Here is a 10,935-nt window from a genome sequence, read left to right on the forward strand (position 1 = left end):
ATACTAGTCTGATGCCGAAAAAGAGAGTCACAAACAGACAGAAAGGGCGGCGACGTGTTCGCAAGGGGCGCTCTATTCTCTCCAGAATTTTCAGATTCCTGCTTAAACTGGGCCTTCTGCTGGCACTTTTTGCTGCAGTGGGTCTGGCCTATCTTGATGTTCAGGTAAAGGAAAAGTTTGAAGGCAAGCGCTGGGCGCTGCCTGCCAAGGTTTATGCGCGACCATTGGAGCTATACCCCGGGCAGGCGCTTGCAACTGCCGATCTGCAGCATGAATTGCGTGGGCTGGGTTATCAGTTTGTTGCAACAGCTTCCCGTCCGGGAATGGCAGAACTCTCTGGCAGTCGAGCACTGATCCATACGCGTGGTTTCGATTTTCCGGATGGCCAGGAGCCTTCGAGACGTCTGATGCTGGAGTTTTCGTCCGGTCAGTTGGTGCGGATGCGGGATCAGCTGACGGATTCAGATCTATCCCTGACACGACTTGAGCCGATTCTCATAGGCGGTATCTACCCGCGCAGCAATGAAGACCGCGATCTGATCAGGCTTCAGGATGCGCCACCCTATCTGGTCGATGCCCTCATCGCTGTAGAGGATCGCGCCTATTACAAGCATAAGGGTATCTCGATCAAAGGGATTAGTCGTGCCATGGTAGTTAATCTCAGGGCAGGTCGCTTTGTTCAGGGTGGAAGTACGCTGACTCAGCAGCTGATCAAGAACTTCTACCTGACTTCTGACCGGACCTTGTCACGCAAGCTGTTAGAACTGCCGATGGCTGTATTGCTGGACCTTCGTTATGAAAAGGATGAGATACTGGAGGCCTATCTGAATGAAGTGTATCTGGGGCAGCAAGGGAATCGTGCGATTCATGGTTTTGGGCTGGCGAGTGAGTTCTACTTCGGTCAGCCGATCACTGAGCTGAATCTGCCTCAGGTGGCTCTGCTGGTAGCGCTGGTCAAGGGACCTTCATTTTATGATCCGCGTCGTAATCAGCAGCGAGCCCTTGATCGCCGAAATCTGGTGCTCAAGATGCTGGTTGATCAGGGCGATATCAGCGTTGCGCAGTATGAACAGGCTATTTCGCAGCCATTGGGTGTGGTGCAGATCGGCAGCTTGCATAAGGGGGCTTATCCGGCTTACCTGGATCTGGTCAAAAGACAGCTCCGCGAGAGTTATCGGGATGAGGACCTCAGCTCCGAGGGGTTGATGGTTTATACGGCGCTGGATCCGCTGGTGCAATACCGGGCAGAGCAGGCCGTAGTGAAAACACTGCAGGCTCTGGAGGCACAGCACGGTGACAAGGCAAAAAATCTACAGAGTGGCATGGTGGTCGCTGACCCTCAGACAGGAGAGGTACTGGCGATAGTAGGTGGGCGTGATACTCGCTATCAGGGGTTTAATCGTGGACTGGATGCCTTCCGTCCTATCGGCTCGCTTGTTAAGCCTGCCGTTTACCTGGCGGCTCTGGAAAAGGGGTACACTCTCTCCAGTGTGCTCAACGATGTACCTGTCGACATCCGTCTGCCGAATGGGCAAAGCTGGACACCGCAGAACTTTGATAGAAAAAATCATGGTCGGGTCCCTTTATATCGTGCACTGGCACAGTCATATAATCTGTCGACCGTGCATCTGGGCATGGATGTCGGGTTGCCTGCGGTGATTGATGTAATGAAACGCCTCGGTGTCAGCAGCAATATCCCGGCTTTGCCCTCTCTCCTTCTGGGTGCCAAGGCGATGGCGCCGATGGAAGTGGCCGAGATGTATCAGACGCTTGCGGCAAACGGCTTCAGAGTACCGCTGCGTGCCATCCGCATGGTAACGACGGCCGAGGGGGAAGAGTTGTCACGCTACCCCTTTGCATTGCGTCAGCAGGTGGATGCCCGTCATGTGCATCTGATTCAATATGCCCTGCAACAGGCGGGTCGCGAAGGTACGGCACGCAGTGCTTACCAGCAACTGCCTGATAATCTGAACTTTGCCGGTAAAACGGGCACCACGAACGATCAGCGAGACAGCTGGTTTGCCGGCTATACTGGTAATCGTCTGGCGGTTGTCTGGGTTGGCAGGGATGATAATGAACGCCTGCCGTTTACCGGTTCCGGTGGTGCCTTGCGGGTCTGGACAGAGTTCATGCGTGAAGAAAAATCTCAGCCGTTGCATACTGGGCGGTCGGAGTCGATTGAACTGGCCTGGATAGATGAGTCGACGGGATTCCGTTCTCATCCCTCCTGTCAGGGCGCGCGCCAATTGCCATTCATAGCAGGCACGCTGCCATCTCAGTCAGTTGATTGTGGTCAGGGACGGGTGGCACAGCCACCACAACAGCAGCAGGGTTCAGATAGTGGCCCGGTAGACTGGTTCATAAATCTGTTCCGGTGAGGAAAGTTGATGAAAAAGAAGATAACAGTTCTGGTGGGTACCGCCCTGTTTATAGCAGGCTGTACCAGTCCAGCTCCCTATAACATACCTGTTGAAGATCGTAGTGATCGAACAGGTATGACACAGCGACCCGCTGCAGCGCCCGAAGCACCTCCGTCCGGTGTCATTGTACAGCCGATAGAGGGGATTCCTGTCTTCCGTCCTCAGCAGCAGGGGCAGCCGCTGGATGATTCCCGTGTACAGCCTCCGGTTGAGAGCGGGTCAGTGCCTGTCTCCGCCAATCCTGCGGTAGTGGCTCTGCTGGATAGTGCCCGCTCTGATGTTGGACAGGGGGATCTGCGTTCGGCACAGAGTCGTCTGGAGCGTGCCTTGAGAATAGCCCCGCGTGATCCAGAAATCTATTTCGAACTGGCGGATGTACAGCGGCAGCAGGGGCAGTATGTTCAGGCTGAGCAGGTAGCGCTGAGAGGGGTCGAGGTGGCAGAAGGACAGTCGCTGCAATTGCGGCGACTGTGGGTTCTGATATCGCTGATAAGAGGTGATGTCGGTGATCAGGCGGGTGCCGACAGAGCGCGTCAGGAGGCCTCCCGCTACTGAGCGGGGGCCATCTTAAGCTGCCAGTGCAGTGTCACTGCCATAAGTGGCAGGGAGATGGCGAGCAGTAGATACTGTATTGCCGGTTGGGCGCTGGCAGAGAGCAGGGGTGCTGGACTTGCAAAAAGTGCCAGCAGCAAAAGCAGCAGGGCCGCACTTGAGCCTGCGGCTTTGGCCTTGAGTTGCGGAGCCAGCAGACTACCAAAACCTATTGCCGCCACGACCAGTAACAGCATCAATTGAGTATAGTAGTTCCCATACTCCATTCTGCGCGTCAGCTCGAAAAAAGCGATCAGTCCGAGTAGCCAGCGCCCCCATCCAGCCATTGACCAGTGCCAGCCTTTAGCCATGGCGAGCAGGGTTGTCGCGATCAGAGGCAGGGCGGCATAGAGTGCCAGATTGTTCAGCATCAGCCTGAGCGTCGCCTGATCGGTTCCCTCGCTGCTCAGCAGCATATTGCCCATGGCGTCGGCAGCCAGAAAAAGACTGCTTACGGCAAACACCCGCACCAGATGGTGCGCTTCGCTTTCAAGCCCCTTGTGTTGCTGCAGCAGCCAGAGGCAGGTCAGGACGCTGCTGAGCAACAGGGCGATACTGGAGAGTATCTGCATGACTCAGATATCTTTGTTCAGGTTGGCAAAGGCTTCATCGGCAGCCTTGAGTGTGGCTTCGATATCGGCTTCAGTGTGCGCAGCTGAGATAAATCCGGCTTCGAATGCTGAAGGAGCCAGATAGATGCCGCGATCCAGCATGGAGTGGAAAAAGCGGCTGAAACGAACTGTGTCGCAGCTGGTCGCCTGAGCAAAGCTTGTCACCTGTTCCTGTTCAGTGAAGAACAGGCCAAACATTCCTCCCACACTGCTGGTGGTGAAGGGGATGCCATGTCTGGCTGCAATGGCAGACATGCCTTCAGTCAGATACTCAGTGGCAGCCGATAGCTGCTCATAGATATCACCCTGGCTCAGGGCATCCAGCATGGCCAGGCCAGCAGCCATGGCAAGTGGGTTGCCCGACAGAGTGCCCGCCTGATAGACCGGACCCAGTGGTGCAATATGAGCCATGATCTCGCGCTTGCCGCCGAAGGCTGCGACCGGCAGCCCACCGCCAATCACCTTGCCCAGTGTGGTCAGATCAGGTTTGATGTTATACAGCGCCTGAGCGCCGCCCAGTGCAACCCTGAAGCCGGTCATCACCTCATCAAAAATCAGCACGCTATTATACTGGTCACACACTTCGCGCAGGCCTTCCAGAAATCCGGGTACTGGGGGGATGCAGTTCATGTTGCCGGCAACCGGTTCCACGATGATACAGGCGACCTGATCGCCGATTTCGGCAAATACCTGGCGCACATTCTCGATATCGTTGTAGTTCAGGGTAATGGTGTGCTCAGCCAGAGAGGCAGGGACGCCCGGCGAGTTGGGCTCACCCAGGGTCAGCGCGCCGGAGCCAGCCTTGACCAGCAGTGAGTCGGAATGACCATGGTAACAACCTTCAAATTTTACGATCTTGTCACGCCCGGTGTATCCGCGCGCAAGTCGGATGGCGCTCATGGTGGCTTCTGTGCCGGAGCTGACCATGCGCACCATCTCGATTGATGGCATCAGTTCACAGACCTTGTCGGCCATCTGTATCTCTATCTCGGTGGGCGCGCCAAATCCAAGTCCCTTATCCAGCGCTTTGCGCACGGCGTCAATGACGGGTGGGTAGGCGTGGCCGAGCAGCATCGGGCCCCAGGAGCCGACATAATCTATATAGCGTTTGTCATCTTCATCAATCAGATAGGCACCCTGGCCGCTTTTGAAAAAGACAGGTGTTCCACCAACCCCTTTGAACGCCCGGACGGGAGAGTTGACACCACCTGGGATATGAATCTGGGCTGCTTGAAACAAAGTGCTGGAACGGGACATGATAAGTACCTTTATAATCAAACTCTGGAGATCAGGCCTTAGGACCTGCATTATCAAAAAAGAGCTGTGAATCTCTGCGCTTGATGCGTGATATCGGATGCTGAAAACAGCTGATGTATCACGGCAACCATATCGGCGCCTGCTGAAATTACCTTTGGGGCATTATCCACACTCAGACCACCTATCGCCACCACCGGTAAGCTCAGTTGCTGCTTCGCTTCCTGTAGAAGTGTAAGTGGCGCAGGGGTTGCATCAGGCTTGGTGGTCGAGGGGAAAAAAGCACCGAAAGCAACATAGTCAGCCCCCTGTTGCTGGGCCTTGAGTGCAAGATCGAGACGGTCATGGCAGGTGACGCCGATGATGCAGGTGTTGCCGAGGCGCTTGCGGGCAGCTTCCGGGTCGCCATCCTTCTGCCCCAGATGTACTCCGACGCCAACGGCTTCAGCCAGAGCCACATCATCATTGATGACCAGAGGTCGCGCATAGCGTTGGCAAAGGTCTGTTAGCAAACGTGCCTGGGTCAGTCGTTTCTCGGAGTCAGTAGACTTGTCACGATACTGAATAATGCTGGCGCCACCAAGCAGCGCTGCCTCCACTGACTGTAGCAGTGTTGAGGTGTCCGACATCAGTGTGCTGTCGGTAATGGCGTAGAGTCCGTGCAGTCGGGATATCATCAAGATAGATAGTCATAGATAAACGGGGTCTGTATTATAGACCAAGGCGCAACTGAAAATCCTGCCCGATCTGCGGCAGGTGGTTCCGGTTAAAATATTATTGAATCGTTAAGTGAGAGGTTGACGTGATCAAGGCAGGTATCGTTGGGGGGACAGGCTACACCGGGGTTGAGCTTTTACGCATCCTGGCAAACCATCCGCAGGTTCGGGTAGAGGTGATTACCTCGCGATCCGAGGATGGAATGCAGGTGTCAGAGATGTTCCCTAACCTCCGAGGTCACTACGATCTGGCGTTCAGTGTTCCGGATGTCGAGCGGCTGGCGCAGTGCGATGTGGTGTTCTTTGCCACGCCTCATGGTGTCGCGATGAGTATGGCGCCTGAGCTGATTGCCAGGGGTGTGCGGGTGATCGATCTGGGGGCTGATTTCCGGATTCGTGATGTGGCACTGTGGGAGCAATGGTACAAGCTCAAGCACACCTGTCCGGATCTTGTGGCTGAAGCCGTTTATGGCCTGCCCGAAATTAACCGTGAGCAGATTCGTGATGCCAGGCTGATCGCCTGTGCGGGCTGCTATCCGACGGCGGTACAGTTGGGTTATCTGCCGTTGCTGGAAAAAGGCCTGGTGGATCATCGTCGTCTCGTCGCGGACTGCAAGTCGGGTGCCAGTGGTGCCGGTCGCGGTGCCAGTGTCGGTACGCTGTTATGTGAGGCCAGCGAGAGCGTCAAGGCTTATGGTGTTCCCGGGCATCGTCATTTGCCCGAAATTCGGCAGGGATTGACGCTGGCGGCTGGTCGCCCTGTCGGTCTTACATTTGTGCCGCATCTGATGCCGATGATCAGGGGAATCCATGCAACACTCTACTCTGTCTTGAAAGACCCGGTTGATCATGGCTTGCAGGCACTTTACGAGGAATGCTTCGCTAATGAGCCGTTTGTGGATGTGATGCCGGCAGGCAGTCATCCCGAAACTCGCAGTGTGAAAGGCTCCAATATGTGCCGCATCAGTATCCACCGTCCACAGGATGATGATACGGTCGTGGTGCTGTCGGTGATCGATAACCTGGTGAAGGGTGCCTCGGGGCAGGCGGTCCAGGTAATGAACATCATGTTCGACCGCCCGGAGAATGAAGGTCTGCAGCAGGTTGCCATGTTGCCCTGATGAATACTTGACTGTTTTACTCGGTTTAGCGACAATGATGGCGCTGAATCGGGAGGCTGGCTATTTATATGGCGGACATAATGCAACACTCACCACTTAACTTTACGCCTGCAGCTGCGGCGAAGGTAAAGGGTCTTATCGAAGAAGAACAGAACGACAATCTCAAACTGCGTGTGTTCATCACGGGCGGTGGTTGCTCTGGCTTCTCTTATGGCTTTACTTTTGATGAAGCGGCTGCAGAAGATGATACGGCCATCGTCACTGACGGTGTCACGCTATTGGTTGATCCCATGAGTATCCAGTACCTTGTAGGTGCTGAGGTGGACTATAAAGAGGGATTGCATGGCTCACAGTTCATGATCAAGAACCCGAATGCCAGCAGCACTTGCGGTTGTGGTTCTTCCTTCTCCATCTGAAAATCGTTTGCTTCACATCTTGAATACGGCAGAGGGCACCTCGTTCCTCCGCCGACTTTCCTACGCTGTATAAATTCCGCCGAGAATCCGCTCGCCCCTTGCGCCAGTGACGGCTGGCAGGTTGCCGCTTTTCTTTTCCATTGCTCTCGATGCCAGCCATGCAAATGCGGCAGCTTCCACCCAGTCTGGATCAAGTCCGAGTGCTTCGGTGGTGGCGATACGGTACTCCGGTAGCAGTGCCTGTAAGCGCTCTTTCAGCAGTGCGTTATGACTACCTCCCCCGCAAAGGTAAAGATCCGGCCTGCTTAATGGCTGGTTAGCGATGGCATCCGCGATGGTGACAGCAGTCAGTTCCGTTAGCGTGGCTTGAACGTCGCAAGGCGCTGTCGCTGTTGGGTAGGCATCAAGATGTCTGGCCAGCCAGTCATTGTTGAACAGTTCGCGCCCAGTGCTCTTGGGTGCAGGTTGCTGGAAAAAAGGTTCGCAGAGAAGTTGTTTCAACAGGTCTGGCAAAACGGTGCCTTGTCGGGCCCAGTTACCATCAGCATCATAAGGGAGCTCAAGATGCTGCATTATCCAACTGTCCATCAGGACATTTCCTGGCCCGGTATCAAATCCTGTCACGGTTTTGTCTGTCTTGCCCGGTAGCAGTGTCAGATTGGCCATTCCCCCGACATTAATAATAATACGATCCGTGCCCTGTTCTGAGAAAAGTGCGTGGTGAAAAGCGGGCACCAGAGGTGCTCCCTGACCACCGGCGGCAATATCTCTGCGCCGAAAATCGGCTACGGTAGTGATGCCGGTCAGCTCTGCAATCAGGCTTGGGTCGCCCGCCTGTAACGTGAAGCCTGCCTCAGGGCGGTGGCGCAGAGTCTGTCCGTGGCTGCCGATCGCGATCACCTGGTCAGGGTTCAGATTGCATTTTTGCAGCAGTGCTGATGCTGACGCTGCAAAAGTGTTGGCCAGCTCGACGTCAAGCCGTCCCATCAGCTCTATCTCGTTGTCGCCGGGTTGAGTCAGTGTCAGTATCCTGTTGCGAAGGCTGTCAGAGATAGGGCTGCTATGATTGGCGACGAGCTCGAATCCTTGTGACAGGTCTACCAGTACGGCATCAATACTGTCCAGGCTGGTGCCTGACATCAGGCCGATAAAATAGCGTGTACTCATCAAAAAACTGTCCTGTCAGATGCTTGGGTAAAAGATCTCTGGCGAAAGAATGAGCGCTCGCTCGTGTCCTGCTGCACCATGAGTGGTAACTCAGGCGTGGAGTTGTTCAGTGCATTTTTGGCCAGGATCGGGTCATGATGAGAGCCGTCAATGCGCAGTTCATAATGAAGATGCGGACCGGTAGCCAATCCAGATGAGCCAACATAGCCTATTACCTCGCCCTGGCGTATCTGCTCACCGGGAATCAGGTTTTTGCGATACTGACTCAGGTGGGCATAGAGGGTGGATATCCTGTCACCATGCTGCAGTATGACCGTGTGGCCATAACTGCCTTTGCGTGAGGCGCGGATCACCGTACCGCTCGCGGTGGCTCTGACGGGGGTGCCATAAGGTGCTGCATAATCAATCCCTCGATGAGGGCGGATGATGCCCAGTATCGGATGTCGCCTGTCTGGTTGGAAGGTGGAAGATATACGGCCTCCCTCTACAGGTGTGCCGAGGAAGGGGGTGGTGAAGTGATTCAACTGCATCGCATCATGAGGTATGTTTATTGCGGTGCGCATTGTTTGAACGCTGTCGTGATCAATTGCCAGATGCTCTACCAGTGGATTGTCAGGAGTTTCCTGATGAATGCGAAACTGGTTGGCGTTATGGGTGGTTTCAACAGGCGTGGTATTGACTGTGGAAGCTGGCTGGGTCTCACGCATCTGTAGCAGCGTCCAGATGACGGGTAGCAAAATGGCTGCACTGATCAATCCCGCCAGAAAGTGAGTTGAGAGCGGATGTTGATGGAAGAATCGAATAAGTCCTGGCACCGTGTCGCCTCAGTTGAGCATGTCTGCAGATCATCAGGTGATCTGCCAGTGTAAACCAAGAGTGGCTGCACGCCTATAAGCACTAAGCTGGTAAATAGACTTGTATGCACGCGGCGGCCGGTTAGAATACGGGATTCAATCTCAATTCCAGAATGGATAAGCAGAACAGATGAGCAAGCGGACACTGATAGAGGATCTTAAAGCACGTGGTTTGATCGCCCAGATGACGGATGAGGCAGAATTGGCTGCGCATCTGGCAGAAAATAGAGTGACTCTCTATTGTGGCTTCGACCCGACGGCAGACAGTCTCCATCTTGGTCATCTTGTGCCGCTGTTGATGCTGAAGCGTTTTCAGGATTACGGCCACAGGCCGATCGCGCTGGTTGGTGGTGCAACAGGTCTGATCGGTGATCCCAGCTTCAAAGCGCAGGAAAGGCAGTTGAACTCTGCCGAGGTAGTGTCGAACTGGAGTGAGTGCCTCAAGGCGCAGATCAGTCAGTTCATCCACTTCAACGATGAAGATGGGGCGATACTGGCCAACAATTATGACTGGACTGCCAGTGTTGATGTCTTGAGCTTCCTGCGTGATGTCGGTAAGCACTTCACGGTGAACAAGATGATCGCGAAGGAGTCGGTACGTCAGCGCATCGAGCGTGAAGACTCCGGTATATCCTTTACTGAGTTCACCTACCAGATCCTGCAGTCTTATGATTACCAGCAGTTGAATCAGCAATATGGTTGCACGCTGCAGATAGGTGGCTCGGATCAGTGGGGTAATATCACCAGTGGTATCGATCTGGTGCGACGCATGAATGGCGCGCCCACTCATGGTCTGACTCTGCCGCTGATCACCAAGTCCGATGGTACCAAGTTCGGCAAGACTGAAGGTGGTGCCGTGTGGCTGGCTCCGAAGAAAACGTCACCCTATGCCTTCTACCAGTTCTGGCTCCAGACGCCTGATGCAGATGTCTATCGTTTCCTGCGCTTCTTCACCTTCCTGGACGTGGATCAGATTCAGGAGATTGAAGATGCAGATAAGGCAGCTGAAGGCCGGCCCCAGGCACAGCGCATTCTTGCCGAAGAGGTGACACGTCTGGTGCATAGTGAGGAGGCGCTGCAGGCAGCGCGTCGTATTACTGAGGCGCTGTTTTCCGGTGATGCGAGTCAGTTGAATGAAAATGATTACACTCAGTTGCAGTTGGATGGCTTGCCTGCGAGTGAGTTGCCGGCTGAACTGGATGAGTTGCCTCTGACCAGTTTGCTGGCAGATGCAGGCTTGGCGGCAAGCGGCAAGCAGATCAAAGATGCGTTGCAGAGGAACTCCGTCATGGTCAATGAGACTGCCTGTGGTCTGGAGCAGAATATGCAGGCTGCCTCACTGTTTGCGCCTGAAGCATCGAAGTTCGGTCGCTTCTATCTTGTGAAGTTGGGCAAGAAGAAGCATCACCTCTTTTTCAGAGCCTGATTAGGTGCTGTAATCGGCCGCCCGGAGGCTTATTCTGGGTGGCTGAAATCAAAATGCAGATTTTAATGATTTATCTGTTGACTTAAATTTCAGTCTCTGTAGAATTCGCCTCCTCGATTGAGGTGCTGGCCCGCAAGGGAGCAGTCACCAGGATGGGTTCACAGTAGTTAAGCATTTGTTTTTGAATTGTTTTAAGTGAATTTATCGGTTGTTGAATGAGTGCGCGGATCGGCATGAAAATGATCGAAAAGCTGAAAAAACTCCTTGACAATGAATCGGCAGGCGCTAGAATATGCGCCTCGCTTGAGACGAAACTCAAGCCGCTCTTTAACAAGTTGATCAGGTAATACAAGTGGGCG

Annotated in this window: 11 protein-coding genes; 5 read left to right on the forward strand and 6 right to left on the reverse strand. The window is 54.3% G+C overall.

The window, feature by feature from the left end:
* Positions 1-11: 11 nt before the first annotated feature.
* Positions 12-2,378, forward strand: coding sequence for a penicillin-binding protein 1B (gene mrcB, locus F7R27_RS18130; RefSeq protein ID WP_151705685.1), 2,367 nt, complete (start codon positions 12-14; stop codon positions 2,376-2,378).
* 9 nt (positions 2,379-2,387) lie between these two features.
* Positions 2,388-2,975, forward strand: a complete 588-nt coding sequence (locus F7R27_RS18135) for a tetratricopeptide repeat protein (protein WP_151705686.1) — start codon at positions 2,388-2,390, stop codon at positions 2,973-2,975.
* Here F7R27_RS18135 and F7R27_RS18140 read toward each other — a convergent pair.
* Genes F7R27_RS18140 through thiE form a run of 3 tightly spaced genes read right to left on the reverse strand, consistent with a single transcriptional unit; the run spans position 2,969 to position 5,553 of the window.
* Positions 2,969-3,583 (reverse strand): hypothetical protein, encoded by a 615-nt coding sequence (locus F7R27_RS18140; RefSeq protein ID WP_151705687.1) that lies wholly within the window; start codon positions 3,581-3,583, stop codon positions 2,969-2,971. The two genes, F7R27_RS18135 and F7R27_RS18140, sit on opposite strands and share 7 nt — an antisense overlap.
* 3 nt (positions 3,584-3,586) lie before the next feature.
* Positions 3,587-4,879: a glutamate-1-semialdehyde 2,1-aminomutase gene (gene hemL, locus F7R27_RS18145; RefSeq protein WP_151705688.1), complete on the reverse strand. Its 1,293-nt coding sequence runs from the start codon at positions 4,877-4,879 to the stop codon at positions 3,587-3,589.
* A gap of 53 nt (positions 4,880-4,932) precedes the next feature.
* Positions 4,933-5,553: a thiamine phosphate synthase gene (gene thiE / locus F7R27_RS18150; RefSeq protein ID WP_151705695.1), complete on the reverse strand. Its 621-nt coding sequence runs from the start codon at positions 5,551-5,553 to the stop codon at positions 4,933-4,935.
* A 125-nt stretch (positions 5,554-5,678) separates the two neighbouring features.
* On the opposite strand from thiE, the gene argC reads away from it, so the two are divergent.
* Together argC and erpA are read left to right on the forward strand one after the other, a co-directional pair.
* Complete coding sequence (argC, locus tag F7R27_RS18155) at positions 5,679-6,713, forward strand: N-acetyl-gamma-glutamyl-phosphate reductase (RefSeq protein ID WP_151705689.1); 1,035 nt, start codon at positions 5,679-5,681, stop codon at positions 6,711-6,713.
* Between the two features lie 80 nt (positions 6,714-6,793).
* Positions 6,794-7,129: an iron-sulfur cluster insertion protein ErpA gene (gene erpA / locus F7R27_RS18160; RefSeq protein WP_420846638.1), complete on the forward strand. Its 336-nt coding sequence runs from the start codon at positions 6,794-6,796 to the stop codon at positions 7,127-7,129.
* A 60-nt stretch (positions 7,130-7,189) separates the two neighbouring features.
* Here the strand turns inward: erpA and F7R27_RS18165 are convergent, their stop codons facing one another.
* Complete coding sequence (locus F7R27_RS18165) at positions 7,190-8,296, reverse strand: anhydro-N-acetylmuramic acid kinase (RefSeq protein WP_151705691.1); 1,107 nt, start codon at positions 8,294-8,296, stop codon at positions 7,190-7,192.
* Positions 8,296-9,111, reverse strand: coding sequence for a M23 family metallopeptidase (locus F7R27_RS18170; protein ID WP_206060562.1), 816 nt, complete (start codon positions 9,109-9,111; stop codon positions 8,296-8,298). The genes F7R27_RS18165 and F7R27_RS18170 overlap by 1 nt, the downstream gene beginning before the upstream one ends.
* A gap of 169 nt (positions 9,112-9,280) precedes the next feature.
* Between F7R27_RS18170 and tyrS the strand changes: the two genes are divergently transcribed.
* Positions 9,281-10,576, forward strand: a complete 1,296-nt coding sequence (tyrS, locus tag F7R27_RS18175; RefSeq protein WP_151705692.1) for a tyrosine--tRNA ligase — start codon at positions 9,281-9,283, stop codon at positions 10,574-10,576.
* A gap of 82 nt (positions 10,577-10,658) precedes the next feature.
* On the opposite strand, the gene F7R27_RS18745 is transcribed toward tyrS, so the two are convergent.
* Positions 10,659-10,935: hypothetical protein (locus F7R27_RS18745; RefSeq protein ID WP_206060563.1), on the reverse strand; the 277-nt coding region annotated here is incomplete at its 5' end.

The sequence above is a fragment of the Nitrincola alkalilacustris genome, assembly GCF_008973755.1.
Taxonomy (GTDB): Bacteria; Pseudomonadota; Gammaproteobacteria; order Pseudomonadales; family Balneatricaceae; genus Nitrincola; species Nitrincola alkalilacustris.

Coding starts and splice junctions, on each gene's coding strand:
- erpA (WP_420846638.1), top strand. CDS start 6,794: ATGCAACACTCACCACTTAACTTTACGCCTGCAGCTGCGGCGAAGGTA.
- hemL (WP_151705688.1), bottom strand. CDS start 4,879: ATGTCCCGTTCCAGCACTTTGTTTCAAGCAGCCCAGATTCATATCCCA.
- mrcB (WP_151705685.1), top strand. CDS start 12: ATGCCGAAAAAGAGAGTCACAAACAGACAGAAAGGGCGGCGACGTGTT.
- F7R27_RS18135 (WP_151705686.1), top strand. CDS start 2,388: ATGAAAAAGAAGATAACAGTTCTGGTGGGTACCGCCCTGTTTATAGCA.
- F7R27_RS18165 (WP_151705691.1), bottom strand. CDS start 8,296: ATGAGTACACGCTATTTTATCGGCCTGATGTCAGGCACCAGCCTGGAC.
- thiE (WP_151705695.1), bottom strand. CDS start 5,553: ATGATATCCCGACTGCACGGACTCTACGCCATTACCGACAGCACACTG.
- tyrS (WP_151705692.1), top strand. CDS start 9,281: ATGAGCAAGCGGACACTGATAGAGGATCTTAAAGCACGTGGTTTGATC.
- F7R27_RS18140 (WP_151705687.1), bottom strand. CDS start 3,583: ATGCAGATACTCTCCAGTATCGCCCTGTTGCTCAGCAGCGTCCTGACC.